The organism is Pedobacter sp. BS3 (assembly GCF_008274585.1).
Lineage (GTDB): Bacteria > Bacteroidota > Bacteroidia > Sphingobacteriales > Sphingobacteriaceae > Hufsiella_A.
Genome location: NZ_VTRT01000006.1, coordinates 152198 through 174381 on the forward strand (window position 1 = coordinate 152198; position 22184 = coordinate 174381).

The 22184-nt window shown below is 43.7% G+C and carries 21 protein-coding genes; 12 read left to right on the plus strand and 9 right to left on the minus strand.

Annotated features, from left to right (window positions below; translation table 11 throughout):
- Nucleotides 1–51 precede the first annotated feature (51 nt).
- The 7 genes from FW774_RS15730 (at nucleotide 52) to gldN (ending at nucleotide 8436) form a co-directional block, all read left to right on the plus strand.
- A complete protein-coding gene (locus tag FW774_RS15730; protein ID WP_149349164.1) occupies nucleotides 52–1800 on the plus strand; it encodes a BamA/TamA family outer membrane protein in 1749 nt (582 codons plus the stop codon).
- Nucleotides 1800–2795 (plus strand): DUF4271 domain-containing protein, encoded by a 996-nt coding sequence (locus FW774_RS15735; protein ID WP_149349165.1) that lies wholly within the window; start codon nucleotides 1800–1802, stop codon nucleotides 2793–2795. Before FW774_RS15730 ends, FW774_RS15735 begins: the two co-directional genes overlap by 1 nt.
- A gap of 15 nt (nucleotides 2796–2810) precedes the next feature.
- Entirely contained in the window at nucleotides 2811–3581 is a 771-nt protein-coding gene (locus FW774_RS15740) for a uroporphyrinogen-III synthase (RefSeq protein ID WP_149349166.1), read from the plus strand.
- 246 nt (nucleotides 3582–3827) lie between these two features.
- Nucleotides 3828–5144, plus strand: coding sequence for an SUMF1/EgtB/PvdO family nonheme iron enzyme (locus FW774_RS15745; RefSeq protein WP_149349167.1), 1317 nt, complete (start codon nucleotides 3828–3830; stop codon nucleotides 5142–5144).
- A gap of 51 nt (nucleotides 5145–5195) precedes the next feature.
- Nucleotides 5196–5996 carry a gliding motility protein GldL gene (gene gldL / locus FW774_RS15750; protein ID WP_149349168.1) on the plus strand — a complete coding sequence of 267 codons (801 nt, stop codon included), beginning with the start codon at nucleotides 5196–5198 and terminating at the stop codon, nucleotides 5994–5996.
- 42 nt (nucleotides 5997–6038) lie between these two features.
- Entirely contained in the window at nucleotides 6039–7574 is a 1536-nt protein-coding gene (gldM, locus tag FW774_RS15755; protein WP_149349169.1) for a gliding motility protein GldM, read from the plus strand.
- Nucleotide 7575: 1 nt separating this feature from the next.
- Nucleotides 7576–8436, plus strand: coding sequence for a gliding motility protein GldN (gldN, locus tag FW774_RS15760; RefSeq protein ID WP_149349170.1), 861 nt, complete (start codon nucleotides 7576–7578; stop codon nucleotides 8434–8436).
- Between the two features lie 176 nt (nucleotides 8437–8612).
- Here the strand turns inward: gldN and FW774_RS15765 are convergent, their stop codons facing one another.
- From FW774_RS15765 to pheS, 6 genes are all read right to left on the minus strand, one after another.
- Nucleotides 8613–8804, minus strand: coding sequence for a hypothetical protein (locus FW774_RS15765; RefSeq protein ID WP_149349171.1), 192 nt, complete (start codon nucleotides 8802–8804; stop codon nucleotides 8613–8615).
- A 166-nt stretch (nucleotides 8805–8970) separates the two neighbouring features.
- Nucleotides 8971–9387, minus strand: a complete 417-nt coding sequence (locus FW774_RS15770) for a helix-turn-helix domain-containing protein (protein ID WP_149349172.1) — start codon at nucleotides 9385–9387, stop codon at nucleotides 8971–8973.
- 3 nt (nucleotides 9388–9390) lie between these two features.
- Complete coding sequence (locus FW774_RS20930; RefSeq protein ID WP_149349173.1) at nucleotides 9391–9687, minus strand: type II toxin-antitoxin system HigB family toxin; 297 nt, start codon at nucleotides 9685–9687, stop codon at nucleotides 9391–9393.
- A 136-nt stretch (nucleotides 9688–9823) separates the two neighbouring features.
- Nucleotides 9824–10402: a TetR/AcrR family transcriptional regulator gene (locus FW774_RS15780; RefSeq protein ID WP_149349174.1), complete on the minus strand. Its 579-nt coding sequence runs from the start codon at nucleotides 10400–10402 to the stop codon at nucleotides 9824–9826.
- Nucleotides 10403–10406: 4 nt separating this feature from the next.
- The gene (locus FW774_RS15785) at nucleotides 10407–10826 is read right to left on the minus strand and encodes a hypothetical protein (protein ID WP_149349175.1); all 420 of its coding nucleotides are present in this window, start codon (nucleotides 10824–10826) and stop codon (nucleotides 10407–10409) included.
- Nucleotides 10826–11878, minus strand: a complete 1053-nt coding sequence (gene pheS, locus FW774_RS15790) for a phenylalanine--tRNA ligase subunit alpha (protein WP_149349176.1) — start codon at nucleotides 11876–11878, stop codon at nucleotides 10826–10828. Before pheS ends, FW774_RS15785 begins: the two co-directional genes overlap by 1 nt.
- A 240-nt stretch (nucleotides 11879–12118) precedes the next feature.
- On the opposite strand from pheS, the gene FW774_RS15795 reads away from it, so the two are divergent.
- From FW774_RS15795 to FW774_RS15805, 3 genes are all read left to right on the plus strand, one after another.
- The gene (locus tag FW774_RS15795; RefSeq protein WP_149349177.1) at nucleotides 12119–13210 is read left to right on the plus strand and encodes a PAS domain-containing sensor histidine kinase; all 1092 of its coding nucleotides are present in this window, start codon (nucleotides 12119–12121) and stop codon (nucleotides 13208–13210) included.
- Between the two features lie 103 nt (nucleotides 13211–13313).
- Nucleotides 13314–15773 (plus strand): DUF5686 and carboxypeptidase regulatory-like domain-containing protein, encoded by a 2460-nt coding sequence (locus tag FW774_RS15800; RefSeq protein WP_149349178.1) that lies wholly within the window; start codon nucleotides 13314–13316, stop codon nucleotides 15771–15773.
- Nucleotides 15774–16451: 678 nt separating this feature from the next.
- Nucleotides 16452–16724, plus strand: coding sequence for a DUF2683 family protein (locus FW774_RS15805; protein ID WP_149349179.1), 273 nt, complete (start codon nucleotides 16452–16454; stop codon nucleotides 16722–16724).
- 5 nt (nucleotides 16725–16729) lie between these two features.
- Here FW774_RS15805 and FW774_RS15810 read toward each other — a convergent pair whose 3' ends face one another.
- From FW774_RS15810 to FW774_RS15820, 3 genes are all read right to left on the minus strand, one after another.
- Nucleotides 16730–17470, minus strand: a complete 741-nt coding sequence (locus FW774_RS15810) for a LytR/AlgR family response regulator transcription factor (protein WP_149349180.1) — start codon at nucleotides 17468–17470, stop codon at nucleotides 16730–16732.
- Entirely contained in the window at nucleotides 17467–18504 is a 1038-nt protein-coding gene (locus FW774_RS15815; RefSeq protein WP_242457860.1) for a sensor histidine kinase, read from the minus strand. The genes FW774_RS15810 and FW774_RS15815 overlap by 4 nt, the downstream gene beginning before the upstream one ends.
- Nucleotides 18505–18635: 131 nt before the next feature.
- Nucleotides 18636–19520: a LiaF transmembrane domain-containing protein gene (locus tag FW774_RS15820; protein ID WP_149349181.1), complete on the minus strand. Its 885-nt coding sequence runs from the start codon at nucleotides 19518–19520 to the stop codon at nucleotides 18636–18638.
- 135 nt (nucleotides 19521–19655) lie between these two features.
- On the opposite strand from FW774_RS15820, the gene FW774_RS15825 reads away from it, so the two are divergent.
- Together FW774_RS15825 and crtD are read left to right on the plus strand one after the other, a co-directional pair.
- Nucleotides 19656–20639, plus strand: a complete 984-nt coding sequence (locus FW774_RS15825; protein WP_149349182.1) for a 2-hydroxyacid dehydrogenase — start codon at nucleotides 19656–19658, stop codon at nucleotides 20637–20639.
- The gene (gene crtD / locus FW774_RS15830; protein ID WP_149349183.1) at nucleotides 20639–22111 is read left to right on the plus strand and encodes a 1-hydroxycarotenoid 3,4-desaturase CrtD; all 1473 of its coding nucleotides are present in this window, start codon (nucleotides 20639–20641) and stop codon (nucleotides 22109–22111) included. Before FW774_RS15825 ends, crtD begins: the two co-directional genes overlap by 1 nt.
- The last annotated feature ends 73 nt before the right edge of the window (nucleotides 22112–22184 follow it).

Here is a 22184-nt window from a genome sequence, read left to right on the forward strand (position 1 = left end):
CAGGGATGCCGACTTATGCTATACTTTATTATTTTTAGCGTTTAATTGGTTATGAAGGGAATGAACCTGCTTTTTTCTGTTGTACTGGGTACCCTGGTGTTATGCAGTGCAGCGGGTTATGCCCAGGAAAAAAAGTATACGCTTACGGTAAGCACTATTCCCTTAAACCCGGATATAGTTAAAAAGCTCCATATTGATAAAGCCTATCCCGATACGGCAACCGTAACCCGTGCATTAGCAAACATGCTGTCGGATATTCGCTTTCAGGGCTACCTGCTTGCCGAGATAGCTGAAAAACAAAAAACAGATGGCAATACCCGGGTAACCATTCGTTTAAACCAGGTGTTTACACTGGTGCGGCTTCGGCCCGGAAATGTGCCTCAAACGGTAATGCAGCAGTCCGGGTATCGCGAAAAGCTGTTTAGCAATACTCCGTTTAATATGCAGCAGCTAAGCAGCCTGTTTCACAACATGCTGGCTTTTTATGAAAATAACGGGTACCCGTTTGCGGCGGTAAATTTAGACAGCGTTGAGTTTCACCAGTCGGGTATAAGCGCCGGTATCGCGGTAAGCAAGGGAAAATATATCACTTATGATACACTCCAGATAGCGGGGACAGCAAAGGTTTCGAGACCGTACCTGGAATCATTTCTTAACATAAGATCCGGAATGCCCTATTCAGAGCAGGATGTTCAAGCCATTGATCGGAAGCTGGCTCAACTATCTTTCCTGACACCGGTTAAGCCGCTGGAGGTACGATTCTATGGCGAAAAAGCGGCAATTACAGTATTTCTGAATAAAAAGAATGCCAACCAGTTTGATGGTATTTTGGGTATTGCTCCCGGTCAGAATGGCAAGGTGCAGCTTACCGGGGATATTAAGCTAAAGCTTCAGAATACGTTCAGGCGTGCCGAAACAATTGGCCTTAACTATAAAGGCTTGCCTGCCCAAAGCCGTGAGCTGAACCTGGCTGCCGCTTTTCCGGGTATCTTTTCAAGTCCGCTGGGATTAGAAGCGGGTATGAACCTGTATAAGCAGGATTCCAGTTTCCAGAATATCAATTTCAATGCGGCTTTATCGTATAAGATCGGCAGGCATAGCCGGCTAAGATTTTATATCGACCAGCGGGCCGGTAATAACCTATCGGCACAGGATTCTATGTCAACAACCAGCCTGACCGCTTATGCGGATGTGAATACAACCTTGTACGGGTTAGGATTGCAATCGGAAACATTAGATTATCCCCTGAATCCTACAAAAGGGTACCTGTTTTCGGTGAATATGGCGGCTGGTAAACGACATCTGAAAAACAGTGCAGCATTAGATTCAGCGCTTTACGCTCATCTCAAAACCAACTCAAGCCAGTATGAGATACAGGGGCAACTGGATTACTATATCCCGGCAGGACAGCGCAGCGTGATCAGGCTGATGGATCAAACCGGCATCATGCTGGGTAAAGATCTGTTCGATAATGAGATTTACCGCCTTGGCGGATTTAATAATCTGCGTGGATTTAATGAGCAGTCCATACTGGCAACCCGCTATACCTATGTTAATGCCGAATACCGGTACCTGCTTGAACGTAACTCATTTTTATTTGCATTTGTTAACCAGGCCTTTACCTGGTATGAAACAGTAAATACCAACACCTTTGATAAACCGCTTGGTTTTGGCGCCGGTATCAACGTAGAAACCAAAGCCGGAATAGTTTCTTTAAGCTATGCCTTAGGAAAACAACGGAATATTCCGGTAAATTTGCAGCGGGGTAAAATCCATTTTGGCTTAATTGCATTGTTTTGATGTATAGAAAGATTTTTGTGCTTATCGGGTTCTTATGCCTAACTGTTCTGGGGGTATCGGCTCAAACCGATTCGGCAACACTGCCTGCTGCGGTAACCAAGCCGGACAGTACGGTAACGGTTGCTCCCAGGCCCGATTCTGCTGCTTTGGCCCGGTGGAAATTCAGGCGGGACTCGCTGAAAGCCATTGGCGATTCGCTGTCCATGGTGTGGATAAAGCCGCTAAATCCCAACCGTCCCGACCAGTTTATAGACAGCCTGATCAACCTATACCTGGTTAAAGATCTTGATTTCAATGCCTGGGCACATAAATTTACCAAAAAAGTAAACCACGATAACGAAGGGAAAGTTCGCCGCAAAGGCGAAACCTGGATACTGGGCTTTATCATCTTGCTATTGTTGTTGTTTGCGCTCATTAAAAAATACTTTTCTAAAGAATTAGAAATAATTATCGAGGCATTTTACAGCAAACGCGTACTTACACAGGTTAATAAAGAAGATAACCTGTTCAATTCATGGCCATTTTTGTTTTTATACATACTTTTTGGCTTTACCATAGGGGTATTTCTGTATCTATGCGGCAAATTTTACCAGCTAACCTATGAGTATGATGGTATACAGTGGCTGTTTGTATTGTCGGTTTTAGTGATCAGCCTGTTCACGCTGAAGATCATTGCTTTGCGATTACTGGGCTTTGTTTTCGGGATACAAAAAATGGTTCGCGAATACGTTTCTGTGCTGTACCTGGCCTATTTTAATGTAGCAATTCTGTTCCTTCCGGTGATAGTGGCCTTTGCCTTAACGCCATCCCGGTATGCCCAGATCTACATCTATTTATCATTAATTATTGTGGCTGCCATGTTTGCCTTTCAGTTCTTCAGGGCGGGGGCCACAATATTATCCGGATACAAATTTTCAAAAGTTTATTTATTTCTATATCTTTGTGCCCTCGAATTTTGTCCTTTTTTGCTTCTGATCAAAGCACTTAGATATTAGCGCCTAAATAGAACTATGCAAGTTACACCGGAAGAAAGAAATAGAAAAGTTAAAAGTATTTTAGTTACGTTGCCCAAGCCCGAAAGTGATAAATCGCCATATTTCGACCTGGCTAAAAAATACAACCTAAAAATAGATTTTCGTTCTTTTATTCATGTAGAAGGCGTTCCTGCAAAAGATTTCAGAAAAGAAAAAATAAACCTGGCCGATTTTACTGCCGTGATCTTTACCAGCCGCAATGCGGCAGACCATTTTTTCAGGATATGTGAAGAGATGCGTTACGATGTTCCGGCAGATCTGAAGTATTTCTGTTTATCAGAAACCATTGCCCTGTATCTTCAAAAGTATATTCAATATCGTAAACGCAAAATATTTTTTGGAAAGCAAACTGCCGCAGATCTGGCCGAAGTGCTGAAGAAACATTCATCAGAAAAGTTTTTATATCCCTGTTCGGATGTTGCTGCCGAAGAGACCCAGCGCTTTTTGCAGGAAGAAGGTTATGATTTTACACCGGCAGTATTATTTCGTACCGTATGCAGCGATCTTTCAGATCTGGCCGAAGTTTATTACGATATTATTGCCTTTTTCAGCCCGTCAAGTATCCAGTCCTTATATAAAAATTTCCCCGATTTTAAGCAGAATTATACCCGTATAGCTGCCTTTGGTGCCAGTACGCACAAGGCAGTGCACGAGCATGATCTGATACTTGATATACCAGCGCCAACGCCAAACGCCCCCAGTATGACAATGGCTATAGAGCAGTATATCAAGCAGGTAAACAAGTAGTTAACCGGTATAAATTTTAAAAAAATGTGGCTGTCTATTGCAAAGTATGATAGAAATCACATACTTTTATAAAATTTTTATAACATTTTTGATGCATTTGTAGTATACATGGATGTTACAACGTCGGCAATATGATGAGTGTATGTGCTGGCTTAATGAATTTTTAAAGAAAATATTTTTAATATTTAAAGAACATCTTTTTATATTCGGAAACAGAACAATTGGCGATTTATGCCTTTTATGGACATGAAGAAATTATACTTTATCGCTCTTATAATCCTCTCGATAGGCTGGAGCAGTTGTGGCAGAGGAGCTGGAGGCGAGTTAATTGGTGTTAAAAATAAAAAGCTTAACAATAGGCATATCCCTCTGGGTATGGTTTATATTCCCGCCGGAACCTTTATTATGGGACAAACCGATCAGGACATTACGTTTGCACAAATTGCCCAAAATAAGCAGGTAACCGTGCAGGCGTTCTATATGGATCAAACAGAGATCACCAACAGCGAATACCGCCAGTTTGTAAATTGGGTCCGCGATTCCATTGCCATTACCAACTATCTGCAGGATGACAAGTACTACATCAAGCCGAAAGGTAACACCAACAATACCGGGCCTAAGTACATCGACTGGAAAAAAGTAGGTAATGGATCTTCTATCTGGGGAAATAAAAAAGGAAATGACGCCAATGCAAATAAATTGCAGGGCATGTATTACCAGGGCGAAGACAGGATATTTGATCGTAATGAAATTGATGTCAGGCTGCTGAAATACAATTTTGCCATTATGAAGCAGCGTGAGGCAGCCAACTACCGGGGTGATAAAACCAAGAAACGTTCTGACTTTATTTTACGCGATACCGTTGCCGTTTACCCGGATACATTGGTATGGCTGGCCGATTTCGCCTATGCGCAAAACGAACCGATGACAGAAGGTTATTTTTCACATCCGGCGTTTGACGATTACCCGGTTGTAGGTGTAACCTGGCGTCAGGCACGGGCATTTACCGTATGGCGTACCCGTTTATACGAAGGATATGCCCAGGCCCATAAAATGCCGCGTTTAAGCCGCTTACCTTATGAATTGCCTACAGAAGCAGAATTTGAGTATGCCGCACGTGGCGGAAGGATCGGGAACGATTATCCCTGGGGCGGGCCCTTTATCCGCAATGCCAAAGGATGCCTGATGGCTAACTTTAAACCCGGGCGTGGAAATTATATTGACGATGGCGGCGCTTTTACAGTAAGCGCTAAATCATACTTCCCTAATGATTTTGGCCTGTATAACATGGCCGGTAATGTTGCCGAGTGGACAGCTTCTGCGTTTGACGAATCGGCATCAACTTTTGTAAATGATTTGAACCCCACATTCAATTATGAGGCAAAGGCCGGCGATCCGGAGGTGCTGAAACGTAAAGTAGTACGCGGAGGCTCATGGAAAGATATCGGGTATTTCCTCCAAAATTCTACCCGTACATTTGAGTACCAGGATACGGCCAAGTCGTATATTGGCTTCAGGTGTGTTACCAAATTCCCCGGACGCGATATCAGAGACAAAAAATAAAGCAATAAACTACACTACACAAAAATTATCATTTAGTAAGCAACATTAATTATGGCCGGCAAAAAAAAGTTCAAATTCACTCTTGACACAATTATTTCCTGGGGTGCAACAGTAGTTATTATCGGTGCGATGTTTAAAATCCTGCACTTACCTGGCGGTTCTATCATCATCGGTTTGGGTTTGGCTGTAGAAGCATTTCTTTTCTTTCTGATGGGATTTGTGGTACAGCACAAAGAACCCGACTGGACCCGTGTGTACCCTGAATTGGCCGATGATTACACCGGCGAATTACCGACAGCATCTTCACGTAACGCTTATGCTGCTCCGTCATCAACAGCTGCGTTAGACAATATGTTGGCAGAAGCCAAAATTGGCCCCGAGCTTATCGAAAGCTTAGGTAATGGTTTGCGTACCTTTGGCGATAAAGTAGCTGCCATATCCAATGTAGCCGATGCTTCGGTTGCTACAAATGAGTTTACCGAAAAGGTTAAGGTTGCCAGCACCAATTTTGATAACCTGAGCGCTGCCTTTGAAAAAGCAACCAACGGATTAGCCGAAATGGGTAATACCAATATTGATTCTAAGGCGTATCATGATCAGGTTAATTTGCTGGCTAAAAATTTATCGGCCTTAAATGCCGTGTACGAATTAGAATTACAGGATTCAAGCGCCCACCTGAAATCAATGAATAAATTCTACCAGAATTTGTCGTTAACAATGCAGAACTTTAATGAGTCAATGGAAGATTCCAAGCAGTTTAAAGAAGAAGTTGGCAGGTTGGCTAAAAATCTATCTTCGCTTAACGCCATATATGGTAACATGCTATCTGCAATGAACCAGCCACGTGTTTAATAATTCATTAATTGTTTTTACATTTTAAAAATTAGATGACTAATGGCAGGCGGTAAAGAAACCCCAAGGCAGAAGATGATCGGTATCATGTACCTGGTGTTAATGGCTATGCTGGCCCTTAACGTATCTGATACCATATTAAATGCCTTTTCAACATTAAACGATAGTTTACAAACCTCAACCTCAAATGTAAATACCGGGTTACAACAATCCATCCAGGCGTTTGAGGCAACCAAGATGAAAGATAACCCCCAGCGGGCTAAGCCTATTTTAGATAAAATTCGCGAAACGCAACGCATAGCCGGAGAGCTGAACACGATGGTTGACCAGCTAAAAAAGGAGCTTGAAACAGCCGGTGGCGGTCGCGATCCCCAAACCGGCGAGCTGAAAGGCCGTGATAACCTGGATGTTTCGCCACGCATCATGGTGCAGCAGGGTAAAGGTGCAAAGCTGAAAGCAAAAATTAACGAGACCCGCGAAAAGCTGCTGAATTTGTTAGATCCCCGCGATCGTGCATCCGTTAACTTCTCGCTCGAAGCCAAAGATCCTACCAAGCGTACAACCGACGGAACACGTAAAAACTGGGAAGAATCTAACTTTGGCGAGGGCATTCCGTTAACGGCAACCATTACCATTCTGTCTAAGATCCAGGCTGATGCCAAGAATGCAGAATCGGCAGTGGTAAAGAAATTTTTATCTAAAATGGATGAGGCCCTGGTTAACCTGGATGCATTTGCTGCCGTTGCTGTGGCGCCCACATCGTATGTAATACAAGGACAACCTTATACCGCAGAGGTATTTTTAACAGCCTCAGACTCCAAATCGAGTCCTGATATAGCTGTAAATGGTTCGCGTTTACCGGTAAAAGATGGCAAAGGGCTTTATACGGTGAATACCAATAGCGAAGGCAGCTTTACCTGGGTAGGAACCATCAATGTAAAGCAAACGGATGGTACAGTAAAAACCTATACTACGCCTCCTCAAAAATACCAGGTGGCACGTCCGTCGGCAGTGGTATCGCCCGATAAGATGAATGTATTTTATATCGGCGTTGATAACCCGGTATCCATTTCAGCCCCGGGCATACCTAAAGAAAACCTGAAAGTAAGCATGAAGGGGGGAAGCATCTCCGGATCTAACGGCAAGTATATTGTTAAGGTGCATGAAGTTGGTGATGCCAGCATCTCGGTATCGGCCGATATTGGCGGCAAACCTGTAAATTTCGGTGCAACGCCATTCCGGGTAAAACGTATTCCCGACCCGGTAGCTAAAGTAGCCGGTAAATCTGGCGGAACCTTAGGCGCTGCAGTAATTAAATCGCAGGATGCTATATTTGCCATGCTGGAGAATTTTGATTTTGATGCCCGGTTCAGGATAACAAGATACACCCTGATCATAGCCAAGCCCAGGGCCGACGCCGTTGTTTTATCAGCAAACGGTAACGAATTTACCGGGCCTGTACGTTCGGCTATTTCAGGCATAACCCCCGGAAGCCGGGTTATTTTTGATAATATTGTTGCAGTTGGGCCAGATGGCAGCCAAAGACAATTGAACCCGATTGCGTTTACGGCTAATTGATATGAAAAGAGTAGTAACAGCGGTAGCTTTGTTGATGAGTATGTCGGGGTTTGCACAAACCCCGGCAGGCGGGAACAGACCGGTAGACGGCGTAAAACCTACAGACGGCTATTACAAGAAGAACAATATTCTTGATGCCAAGGTAACGCCTTATCCTAATCTGCGTGAAGCCGATGTGATGTATGCCAAGCGGGTGTGGCGTGAAATAGATCTGCGTGCAAAGATGAACCGGCCTTATGCATCGCCTAAAAGCCGGTTGATCGATGTGATCATGGATGCTGTTACTGCCGGCGAGCTTACCGCTTATGATGCTACCAGCAGGAAAGAAGATCCTAACGGCGATGAATTCTCTACCGTGCTGAAACCTGAAGAGGCGAAGGCAAAATTCGGCGGCGATACAACTTATGCCCCGGTTTTTGATAAAAATGGTAACCAGACCGGAACCAAACCGGTTGTTAATGAATTTAACCCGGATAGCGTGCTCAAATTCCGCATTAAAGAAGATTGGATATTTGATAAACAACGATCTGTATTTGAGCCACGTATTGTAGGAATAGCTCCGCTGGTTAAAATAAAAGCAGCGGGCCAGGATCTGGGTGAGCAGCCCGCTTTCTGGATATATTTTCCCGAAGCCCGCAAAATATTTGCCACCAAAGAAGTGGTTAACCGTGCAAACGATGCTACCGGTTTGAGCTATGACGATATTTTTGTGAAACGTATCTTTGATAGCTATATCGTCAAAGAATCTAACCCTGATGATCTGCGTATCAAAGATTATGCACAGGGTATTGATAAGCTGTATGAATCTGAACGGATCAAAAAAGAGCTGTTAGATTATGAGCACGATCTGTGGTCGTATTGATCTCTGGTCAATAAAGAAACAAGCTGTCCAAAAGCCAGGATAGACCCCTTTCATATCAGGAACCCGGATCCTCGTAAAGATTCTGAAAGACGGATCTGCTTAATAATATGACGAAATTCCGGGGCTTTTGAACAGCATTTCCCTGCCGTTTAAGAATACTTTGCCCGTACTTTTTTTTACGTATTGCTTACATCTTTGGTGGTTCTTATCAGGCCAATGCCCGTAAAGAAGAATATTACGCCTAAAATAGAATACACAATAAGTGTTCTGCTGGCTCCGCTTCCCTGTGCGAAATTTATAGCCGCATAAATCAATCCGATAATACCCAAAATGGTGAGTATAGTACCGAAAATTCGTTTTAAGTTCATAGCTGTATGTAAATTTTATACAACTAAACAATAAGCCTGCCAGATATTAAATTGCATCGAATTTAGATATTCGTATTAAAGATTAAAACAAGTGGAATCTGCACTAAAATTTAAATCACGCAGGTATGAGTGAACAAAGTACTTGTTGCAAAATCTATGCTTTCTCTCATGAGAACTCTAAAATAGTTTTAGGATCTATTCTTAGTTTCTGGTATAGTCTTTTAGCCAGTTTCATGGATACGTTACGCTTACCTGTCATTATCTGGCTGAATGTATTTTCTTTAACTTCCAGTAATTCAGCTGCCTGACGTTGGTTCAGCTTATTTTTTTTCATCTCGTTTTCTATGGATATGATGAGTGGGTTCTTTACTTTCAGGTGCTTAAATGTCATAAAGATACTTTCATAATCGGCGCACATGATACCTATACGGCCTATTTCACGCGTATATTCGTTATCATTTTCAGGATTGCTTAAATATCCATGTTGTGTGGCATAATCAATCAATTCATGCATGTATGCCATTGCCTCATCATAGGTAGGCTGGTCTATAATACTTTCCAGATGCTCTAACTTCTTTTTCATATCTCAGATGTTTTGAATATCCTTTATTTTATCATACTCTGCGTGCGTACCGCAAAATTTAACTTCTATAATGCCATTAATAAAAATAACCAAAACTATAAACCTGTATTTGTTACCTTTAATGTTAAACACATACCGACTGTTTCCTACATAATCCGCAGACGGAAAAACGCTTTTCAATTCGTTATGATTGGTAAAGCTGTTATTTTCGACTATTGCAACCCATTTGTTTATCGGGCTTCTCGTATCAGCATGTTTATGCATGAAGATATCTAATACGCCCTTATTGATTATTCTCATCTTATAGGCCTGAACACAAAGCTAATAAAAACTTCTCTTTTTGAGAAGTTTTTATTAGCTTGTTAGAGAGCCCTTTATTTAACCTTCCGGTTATTTCGACAGGAATAACAACTACATAAAATTATCTGGAAAAATTTTACAGCACCGCTGCTCTTACCAAAAAGGGCAGCATTTCTTTCTGGAAAGAAACGAAGTTTTTGCGCACGTCCGAATCGCTTACTGAAGTAAAGGCAAATGAGAACACGATACTTTTGCTGGCTTTGATGAGAAACCGCAACCGTTCCTGGAAGCCACTGTCCTGCCTAAAGAGCTTAATGTCGTTAAATGAGCTGATAAGCAACGTTTCCAGGTCATCGGAAAGGGATTTTAAAAAGTCTTGCGCATTGGTTGATTCGCGTATAAAATCCCAGCCGATAAACTCATTGCAGATGGCATAAGAGAGGCGGCTGGTTTTCAGGATCAGGTCGCTCAGATAATCCTCGTGGGTTGAAAATTTGCTTTCGCTGTTAATAAGCAGGCTTACGCTGTGGCGGATATAATCCATCAGGATACTGTGCAGCACCAGCTCTTTGCTTTCAAAATACTTATAAATGGTTGCCTTGGCAATATGCGCCTTTTTAGCGATCTCGTTAACGCTGGTTTTATGGTAACCGTATTTTCTGAAAAGGTCACGGGCGGCCCGCTTTATGGTATCCTTGATTTTGTCTGCTTCCATTGATCTAATTGATTACAGAAAGTTGGTATCCCGAAATGTAAACCGCGTATTGCTTCAGCGCCCGTTTTGCCGGTGCCTTAACCGGCGAACCATCGTATAACGAAAACTTTGCCCCACTGCACGGGTCGGTAACGGTTATGGTCGGATCATCAAGCGTTACGGCACAGCGGCTTTGCACGTTTACGGTGCTGCACCGGTCATAAGCCACATACGAGCCATCCGGCTTACGATACAGCACCAGCCCGGCTACGCCATAGCCATCAATAGTAACGGCGCCACCTGCGCTGTTCAGGCGTTGAAGACGTGGGTCTGTTAATGGTGCATGAAAATTGACAACTACATCAGGCACATAGTTCCCATCATCTTTTCCGCAGCTAACCAGCAGCAAAAAACATCCAACAAGCAGGCAGGAAAAATTCTTCATCAGATCAATTCTGTTTTAAATTGTTTCAGAAAACGGATATCGTTTTCTGAGAACATGCGCAAATCCCTGATCTCGTATTTCAGGTTCGTAATGCGCTCTATTCCCATACCAAACGCGAAACCGGTGTATTTCTTACTATCTATGCCACAATTTTCAAGCACGTTGGGGTCTACCATACCGCAGCCCAGAATTTCTACCCAGCCGGAATGCTTGCACATCTGGCAGCCGGCGCCCTTGCAAATGGTACAGGATATATCCATTTCGGCAGAGGGTTCTGTAAACGGAAAATACGAGGGGCGGAAACGCACTTTGGTATCTTCGCCAAAAAGCTCCTGTACAAAGTAGAATAAAGTTTGTTTAAGGTCGGCAAACGATACGTTTTCATCCACATACAAGCCTTCTACCTGGTGGAAAAAGCAATGCGCCCGTGCCGAAATGGCCTCATTACGGTAAACCCGGCCCGGCATAATAGCCCTGAAAGGCGGCTTTCCCTGCTCCATCATGCGCACCTGTACCGACGAGGTGTGTGTGCGAAGGGCTACAGATTCACTGCCCTGATCTCCCTCTCCTTTGGAGAGGCTAATAAAAAACGTATCCTGCATATCGCGGGCAGGGTGTTCTTCAGGGAAGTTAAGTGCCGAAAAGTTATGCCAGTCGTCCTCAATTTCAGGGCCTTCGGCAACATTGAAACCCAATTTTTTAAATATCTCGATAATTTCTGTGCGTACCATCACCAGCGGATGGCGTGCACCCAGTTCTAGGCCATTTCCGGGAAGTGTCAAATCGCCATGAGTCTGACGGCTACTACCGGTGTTGCTTAACGAATCTTTGAGCTGGTTATATTTTTCTTCAGCAAGTTTTTTAAACTCATTCAGCACCTTGCCTAAAACCCGTTTTTCTTCGGCAGATACTGTTTTAAATTCTTCAAAGAGATCTTTGATAATGCCCTTTGTTCCTAAAAATCTGATCCGGAACTGCTCTAACTCATCGGCAGTACCGGCAGAAAACGCATGTATCTCATCCGAGTACTGCGCTATTTTATCCTGTAACATACCGCCAAATATACGGCGATTTTATGTAAAATTTACAGGCTGCCGGGTTCAAATATCATGCTAATGTAGCTTTTACGTAAGAAAATGAACTCGCTGTACTATTTTTGCACAGCATGTGATGATGTGCATTTTGTATTTATCTTAATCATCTGTACTTTTATTTGGCACGGACATTCTGCCTGACGGTTTTAACGCTCACTGTACTGTATACCGCAAATGCCCGGAAATTAATAGGATTAAATGACCATCAGAGTGGATAAGCTGCCATTGCAGTATGATTTTAAGATAGAACCCTTTTTTGAGTTGTCGCATGATTTATTGTGCATTGCCGGGTTTGACGGTTATTTTAAAAAAGTTAATCCGGCGGTTTGCCGGGTTTTGGGATATACCGCAGATGAGTTAATGGCAAAACCTATCAATCAATTTGTTTATAGTGCAGACCAGCACATTACAGAACAGCATCGCAATAATCTCCGGAAAAATACTCCGCTGCTTAATTTTGAAAACCGTTACGTAACTAAAACCGGTGAAATTGTATGGCTGTCGTGGACTTCTATTCCGGCAAAAGATGAGCAACTTGTTTATGCTATTGCCAAAGATATTACCGCTAAAAAACGGATGGAAGAAGAGCGTAACGCTTTACTGGCTAATCTTACCCGTATTAATACTGACTTAAAACAGATTAATTACACCACCTCGCACGATTTGCGATCGCCGGTAAACAACCTGCTTTCAACGTTTGATATGCTGGATGTTTCTAAAATTAACGATATTGAAATTCATAATTTAATTAACATACTAAAACTTACCGTTGATAATTTAAAGGAAACGCTGAATAAGCAGATTGAAGTTTTAAACCAACGGGAAGACCTGGTTGTGAATACAGAGGCACTGAATTTAAACACATCATTAAACGTGGTGCTACAATCTATAAACAAGCTTATACATGATTCAAAGGCAACGTTTACTATTGATTTTTCTGCATTTGATACCATTATATTTAACAAGGCTTACCTGGAAAGTATTTTCCTGAACCTGATAACAAACGCCATTAAATACGCACGTGCCGATTGTCTGCCGCTTATTTCAATTTACTCCAGGGAAACTAACGGAGTAAAACAGCTGGTGTTTTCTGATAATGGGCAGGGGTTTGACATGAATAAAGTAGGCGATAAAATCTTCGGACTAAACCAAACCTTCCATGGCCATGCCGATAGTAAAGGCATAGGGCTATACCTGGTTTACAACCATGTTGTTGGTTTGGGCGGTCATATAAGCGTAGAAAGCAATGTCAATGCCGGAACAACGTTTATTATCTCGTTTAAATCTTAGAGCCTGTGAGATCTTTATATGAAATTTAAACAGGCTCTTAACAACTACGGTTAAGGATGACAAACAATTTGAAGGTTATTTTATTTAAAGGCTATTAGTGCCGATGAAAAATGTTATTACGCTCTTTGCGCTGATCTTTGTAGCCGTTACTGCACCTGCACAGGATCGCTGGCTTCGCGGTACGGTTACCGATAGCCTGGGCAATCCGTTACCGTTTGGTTCCATTTACATCAATAATACCAGTCGTGGCACATCGGCCAACGAAAAAGGTTTTTACCAGCTTAAGCTCAATACATCGGCTAACCAGGTTGTGTTTAAGTTTATAGGATATAACCCGGTTCTGGTTACCATTCCTCCCGGTAAAGCCGATACCAGCGTTCATGTACAACTTAGCCAGACGGTTTACCAGCTTGATCATGTAACCGTTACAGGTAAAAAATCAAATACCGCCAACCGGATCATGCGTATGGTTATCGATAACCGTATCAGGCATTTAGAAGAGATTAGGAACTATGTAGCCGACGTATATATTAAGGGTATGCAAAAATTAACCCGGGCGCCCAAAAGGTTTCTCGGGCAGGATGTTACCCACGTGCTTCAGCTGGATTCTAACGGGCACGGTATCATTTATCTTTCAGAATCAGAATCAAAGCTCCATTTCCAGGCGCCCAATAATTATCGCGAAGTAATGCTGGCCAGCCGGGTTTCAGGCAAAAATTCATCGTTCAGCTTTCATAAGGCCGAAGACCTGATGGTTAATTTTTACCAGAACCTGATACAGTTTGACAGTCTGGCCATACGGGGATTTATTTCGCCGCTGGCTGATTATGCGTTTGCTTATTACCGGTATAAGCTCCTGGGGCAAATTACCGAAAACGGCGAAACTATCAGCAAAATTGCGGTTATTCCCCGCAGGGCGCATGACCCGGTTTTCAGAGGAGAAATTTATATTGCCGAACATGACTGGCGTTTATATGCCGTTAACCTGTACCTTACAAAAAAAAATAACATTAACCTGGCAGATACCATACGGTTCAGTCAGCAATATTTACCCGCGAGCGATAATATTTGGATGCCATCCTCGCTGCAATTGAGTTTTAAGGGAAAAGTTTTAGGCTTTTCATACGAAGGTTATTTTGTAGGAATATTTAACAATTATAAAATAAACGAGCCACAGCCCGGAACAAAATTCAGCGGCGAAATTTTAAAGATAAGTAAAAATGCCATTAAGAAAAGCGAATCGTACTGGGAAGACAAACGCCCCATACCCTTAACAAAAGAAGAGATCCGCGATTATCGCCAAAAAGACAGCATTGAGCATATACGTACGCTGCCGCGTTATCGCGATTCTATTATGGACGTTGAAAACCGTCTGACCCTGGCCAAGGCCGCATTGTTTGGCTATACCTGGAAAAATACATTAACAGGTCGCTCGTTGAGGTTTGCGCCGGTATTACCTTCGCTATTTTACAATACGGTTGAAGGTTTCGGCTTCCAGTACGATGTACGGTTTAAAAAAGAATACAACCTGAAAAATTCCATAGAAGTTACACCACAATTGCGGTATGGCTTCTCAAACAAGCACCTCAATCCGCTGGTTGAGGGAAGGTATTATTACGATCCCGTTAACAAAGGTTTTTTAAGTCTGCGGGCGGGTTCCGAAGTGCTTGATCTCACTAATCTCCGCTCATCAACCAGCGTAACCAACTCGCTGAATACGCTGATATATGAAACCAACTGGCGCAAATTCTACGAGCAGTCGTTGCTTAGCTTTAGTGCCAGCTATGAAACCAATCCCGGCCTTTTCTTAATGGGTGGCCTTGAATATAGCCGTCGCCGGTGGCTGAATAATACCTCCAATTTCCGGCTTATTGACCATCCCGGTAAATCTTTTACATCAAACAACCCGTTTTATCCCGACGATAATACTATTCCGTTGTTTGCCAATCATACGGCTTTCATCTTTTCGGCCGAGCTGGATTATGCCCCGGCAGCCCGATATATTACCCGCCCCGAAGGGCGCTTTTATGAGCCGTTTAAATATCCCCGGTTCCTGGTAAACTATAAAAAAGGCATCAACGATTTGTTTAACTCTGATGTGGGTTTTGATTTTGCCTCGCTGGAAGTTTACCAGAATGATTTAAAGCTGGGTTTATTGGGCCGGGCCTCATACACGTTTAAGACCGGTAAATTTTTTAATGCGGCAAGCATTTATTACCCGGATTATTACCATTATCGCGGTAATAACTCGCTGATCTTTGAAAGCAGCCTGCGTAATTTCCATTACCTGGATATTTATCGTTTTAGTACCAGGGGACAGTTTTTTGAGGCTCACTACGAGCAAAATTTCGGCGGCTTTATCACAAATAAATTACCCCTGATACGCAGGTTGAAGCTGGAGGAGATTGTGGGTGGGGCCTACCTTGACCAGTCATCGCAAAAAAATTATGCGGAAGTTTTCTTCGGCTTGCAACGTTTGATATTCCGGGTTGACTATGCCGTTGCATTCAGCTACGGTGTGAAAGTTTACCATGGCTTTAAACTATCGTACAGGTTGAAGTAACAGATGGTAGAAGGTTTAATTAATAATTGACAATGGAGAGATGACAGTTGACAATGGAGAGATGACAGTTGACAATGGAGAGATGACAGTTGACAATGGAGAGATGACAGTTGACAATGGAGAGATGACAGTTGACAAGGGTTGAAGTAATAGATGGTAGAAGGTTTAAGGCGTAAGGTAGGAGGCTGAGTAAAACGAAATCCCGGTCATTCGTATTGGTGTCAGGTTAAGAAAAGATACGCTATTTCTTGTTTTTATTCTGCCGGTATTTAGAGCCTGTTTAAAAATGAAAATTTAAGTTATATGGAGCTGTTGGTGGGGACACCAGCAGCGGCAGGAAGCCGGGGTTGACCAAAAAGTCAAAAAGCAGCGCCATTTCGATCCCTCCCGTACATGCCGCATAGGCGTCAAGTTAATTTTATGAAATGTTAATAATTGGCTGTAAATCAATCAATTGTTCAAAAAGCACAGACAGAGCTAAAAAGCCCGGAACCCCGTCACCCTGAACCTGATTTCACCCCGAAACTTCGGGATTAAAACGGCGCTTATGCTGCTATTTAGGAGATTCCGGATCCCCCGAGCACTCGGGGTGGACGGCAGGGGCTTTTTAGACACCCCGGCAGGAAGCCATGGACGGTGTCTTCACCGTCCATTAATTAAAGCCTGTGAAATCTTTATATGAAATTCAAACAGGCTCTTAGTGAAATTTATTTTATTTGTGTGGACTTTCTGATTGTTTACCCGGAAAACAAAACCCAATTGAAAGCAATAAAGGCTGTAATGAAAGCCGTGAATATTACTTTTGAACAAAATCCTGAATATGTGGAACAAGATGTAAAAGAGTCACTACATCAGGCCGAAAACGGCCAATTGATACCATATACCGGTATAAAAAGATATGATAGAGCCGGCTATCAATCTAACATCTCATATCTAACATCTAACATCTAAAAAAACTATATCCCCAGCAACTGCTTCAATTTACCGTAGCCGGTTTTGCTTACGGGCAGCTTTTTACCATTTTTCAGGATGGCGGTATAGGTTTCCTTTTCGTAGGGGTCAAGGCGGGTAATTTGTTGTACCTGCACCATATATGAGCGGTGAATGCGGGCAAACTGGCCGGGCGGCAGGGTTTGCTCAAAAAACTGCATGGTTTTATTCTTCAGGTAAGTGCCGCCTGCGGTATGTATCTTCACATAATCGTCGCTGGCTTCCAGGTATTCAATCTCATTTACCGGGATGATGATGATGTTACTTCCGCTTTTTACCACCACGCGGTTATGCGCTTCTTCACGACTTACTGTTTCGAGCAGATGCTGTGTCTGCCGGCTGCTTTCAGTAGCCTGGTGTTGCGCCAGCCATTTGGTTACGGCTTTATCGAAACGCTCTTTGCCGAACGGCTTTAGCAGGTAATCAACCGCATGAGCTTCAAAAGCTTTAATGGCGTATTCATCAAAAGCGGTAGCAAATATCACCGCAGGCGGATGGTCAATCAGCTCAAGCATTTCGAAGCCATTTATTTTAGGCATCTGCACATCCAGGAATATCAGGTCGGGCTGGTGCTGCATAATAGCTTTCATGCCTTCAAAACCATCGTTACACTCGGCCACCACCTCAATCTGCTTAAAATCTTCCAGGTATTCTTTTACCACCTCCCTGGCCAACGGTTCATCGTCAATGAGTATCGCTTTGATCATGCCTGCGGAATTTTTACCAATGTGGTAAAGATATTTTTTTCTCCTGAGGTTTGAACTAAATCATGCCGGGCAAATAACAAATAAAGCCGCCTTTTTACTCCGGCCAGGCCGAAACCGGTTCCGCGTCGGGGTTGCGAGGTATCGGGATCGTATGGGTTTTGAATGCGGATAACCAGGTATCCATCCTCGCAAATAGCCTTTATGGTGATGTTCACCTGCCCGGTAGTATCGTATAAGCCGAATTTTATGGCATTTTCAACCAAGGGCTGTAATAACATGCTGGGCAGTTTCATATCGGGACAATTATCATCCTGTTCTATTTCAGTAGTCAGGCGATGTCCGAAACGCACTTTTTCAATATCGAGGTACAATTGCAGATGCTGTAATTCTTCGGCCAGCGACACCCATTCATTCTCTTCTTTCTTTAGCGTTCCCCGCAGAAAATCCGACAACTGGTGCACCATTTTCCGGGCTTCGTCGGGTTTGCGGCCAACCAACGCACTGATAGAATTGAGACTGTTAAACAGAAAATGCGGTTGCAACTGCTGCCGTAATTTATATAATTCCGCTTCGCGGGAAAGACGTTCGGCATCGTTCTTCCGGCGCTCAGCTTCCTGCTGATCCTGCCGGGTGTACCAGATAATACTTAACAAGGCCACCCACCCGATAATCAAAAAACCCACACTAAAACGCACCGGCAACGATTTATAGAATAAGGACGGGTAATCCGGCGTGACGGTAAACGTGCTTTTAATAATCCACTGACTGGCGAGAATCCATATCAGCGTAAGCAGCATACACCAAACGGCAACGTACAAAAAGCGGCCTTTTTGCGGCTGATAGTATTGAAGATTGTTGCTAATCATGGCGCTGGCCGCCATGAGGAGTACGTTGGTTATAGCAGAATCAATGAAAGACATTCGCCAGTCCAGGCCAATCCACCACAAAATACCGGCCTGCAATACCGCCCAGCATATCCAGCAGCTTAAATAAATAAGCTTTACGCGATTTGATGATAGTAATGACTGTGCCAATGTTTATAATTCTGGTATTGAGTACTGGGTATTGAGTATTGCGAGAAGCCTATGCTCCTATCTTGTCTCTTGCTTCTACGTTCTTGTTTCTAAATTGCCTTCTACCTTACGCCTTAAAACCTTCTACCTCTTTAATAACTCCGTATATCAATGCCTCCAAAAATGGATGTTCCTTTAATGATGAGTACTTTATCGGTTTGCTGATCCGGTACATGCAACGGCCTGCGGTCTTCTATGCCGCCAAACACCGCCGACATCTCCGAATGGATATGCCAGTGTGGCGGAACGATAATTTTTGTGCCGCCGCAAACCTGTACCACATCCAGGATGATACGACCCGTAAAATCGGCTTGTGTAAGGTTGATTTCCGTACCGCCCATAAAATTTACCACTTCACCGCCCTTGAAATTTTTAGAGATTACATTCTTTTTTATGCCGCCAAAAACAGTGGTGGTGTCCAGATAATCCTCGTTCGCGTAATAATTATTACGGGTATCGTTATTTTCGGTTTGTTCAGGTTCCGGCTGTGCTTCAGGCTCATGTATCGGTTCTTCCGGCTGTTGTTCATCTTCCTCAACTCTTGGAGCGGACTCGGGTTCATCAGCATTATTCCAGTCAAAATTGCGTTTGTCCCAGTTGGCTCTATCACCCCATTGATTACGCATACGTCTGCCGTAATCGCGTTTAAAAATCATCAGCAAGCCCAGCATGATAATCAGCATGGGCCAGATAAATGATGTAAAGTTAAAATCGGGGACTACCCTGTCGGCAAGAAACGCTCCGCCAATAAATATCATAATAAACGATCCCGGGTTCCTGAATTGATGACGTACACCGGAAAATATCCCGAAAACAATCAGTAGCATCGGCCAGCTAAACAGCCATCCGGGGAAGAAAAAGCCCAGTTGCTTGAGCAGTAAAATAAGCCCGATAACAAGCAGCAGCAATCCGGCCAATGCTTTTCTGGGACGGGCGTAACGGTTATATTTTCGTGGTCTTGGTCTTCTGGTTCTCATATTCTTTGATCCGAAATTTAATCTGCCTCAAATGTATAGCGATATTAGCTGTCAGGCAATATTAAACTGGTCGAAAAAGGGATTTTATCGGTAAATTGCCGAAAAAAATCGGTGAACTAAACCAATAGCATAACAATGAAAACCTTGTTTTTCAGTACAAAATCATACGATAAGCTTTATTTCGACCGGGTTAACGTTCATTACAACCAGGTTCTTGACTACACCGAAACGGCGCTCGATGCCACTACAGCCGTACTTGCCAACGGTTACGATGCGGTTTGCACTTTTGTTAATGACGCCATTGACGAAGCCGTATTACATGCCTTAAAGAAAGCCGGTATAAAAGTCATAGCCCTGCGTTGTGCCGGCTTCAACCAGGTAAACCTCGATGAAGCTAAAAAGCTGAATATCGCGGTTGTGCGTGTACCGGCCTATTCGCCGCATGCCATCGCCGAGCATGCCCTGGCGTTAATTATGACGCTGAACCGCAAAACGCACAAGGCCTATAACCGTGTACGCGAAGGTAATTTTTCGCTGGAACGACTTACCGGTTTCGATATTTATGGTAAAACCCTTGGCATTGTAGGTTTGGGTAAAATAGGCCATGCTTTTGCCGAAGTGATGTCGGGTTTCGGATGTAAGCTTATCGCTTACGACCCGGTGGCTACAACAGCACCTGGACGGGTTTTGCTGGTGAGCTTTGACGAATTGCTTGCACAAAGTGACATTATTTCGGTACACTGCCCGCTTACCCCCGAAACGCACCACCTGTTTAACGATGACAGCTTTGCGAAAATGAAACAGTCGGCCATGCTGATCAATACCAGCCGGGGCGCTGTTGTGGATACAGATGCCGCCATCAGGGCGCTGAAAAGCGGCAAGCTGGGTTACCTGGGCCTGGATGTATATGAGCAGGAAGAAAAGCTGTTTTTCAGGGATTTATCCGAAAGTGTTATTCAGGATGATTTGCTGCTGCGGCTGATGAGCTTCCCCAATGTGCTGATAACCTCGCACCAGGGCTTTTTTACCGCCGAAGCCCTGATGGAAATTGCCCATGTTACTCTACAAAACCTGAGCGATATCGAGAATAACGTTACAAACGCCAATCGCCTGACCTGATGCCCAAAGCTGTTGTGATTGGCGCAGGTATTGGCGGAATTGCTACGGCTATCCGCCTGGCTGTTAAAGGATATGACGTTACCGTATTCGAAGCAAATGAATCGGCCGGGGGAAAGCTGTCTGAAATACGGATGAACGGTTTCCGGTTCGATGCCGGGCCCAGCCTGTTTACCATGCCGCATTATGTAGATGAGCTATTCCAACTGGCCGGCAAAAATCCGCGGGCATATTTTAATTACAGCAAGCTGGATGTTATCTGCCGGTATTTTTATGAAGACGGCACTGAAATTTCCGCTTTCGCGGATGCACGGCAACTGGCTGGTGAAATCGCTGCCAAAACCACCGATGATGCGGCTTCCGTGTTAAAATTCCTGGAAAACAGTGCTCGTATATACGACATTACCCATAACGTATTTCTTGAACGTTCGCTGCATCGCTTGTCCACCTATTTACGATGGTCAACGGTATATTCCGCTCTCCGGTTACCGGCCATAGATGCCCTACGCACCATGAACAAGGCCAACAGTCGTTTTTTTAACGATAGCAAAACCATCCGTTTTTTTAACCGTTATGCCACCTATAACGGCTCTAACCCTTACCAGGCTCCGGCAACCTTAAACATTATTCCGCATTTCGAGCAGCATTTCGGGGCATATTTCCCCGATGGCGGCATGCAAAGCATTGTACGAAGCCTGCTGAAGCTGGCGTCGGAAACCGGTGTGAAGTTCAGCTATCGCTCACAGGTTACCAGGATTCTTACCGGCAAAAACAGGGTAACCGGTATCGAGGTGAACGGGAAGCAGGTAAACGCGGATATCATTATTTCAAACATGGATGTCTGGTTTACGTACAGGCAGTTGCTTAACGAAAGGAATTTCCCTAAACGCGTACTGCGCCAGCAAAGAAGCAGCTCGGCCCTGATATTTTACTGGGGCATCGGCAAGCGTTTTGAGCAACTGGATTTACATAATATCTTTTTCAGCGATGATTATGAGGATGAATTCAGGCATATCTGGCAACATCAAACCATCAGTGATGATCCTACCATTTATATCAATATCAGCTCCAAACGTCAACCCGGTGATGCTCCCGAAGGCTCCGAGAACTGGTTCGTGATGATCAATGTGCCGGCAAACAGCGGTCAAAACTGGAATATACTTATCGCGGAAGCCAGGCAGCATATCCTAAAGAAATTATCGCGGATGCTGGACGAAGATATCAGCAAGCTGATTGTATGCGAAGATACTCTCGACCCGCGAAAAATAGAACAACAAACCTCTTCCTACCAGGGATCGCTGTATGGCACGGCATCCAACAACCGGTTCGCGGCTTTTTTCAGGCATGCTAATTTTTCTTCGAAATACAAGGGCTTATATTTTACCGGCGGAAGCGTACATCCCGGCGGCGGTATTCCGTTGGCACTGCTTTCGGCCGGAATTGTAGATGGATTGATTGGTAATATCCGGCGTTAACAGGCACCAGACGGTGATATTCTCCTATTTTCAATTTTGACACACAAAGTACCGCTTCAACTGTAGTATAGAT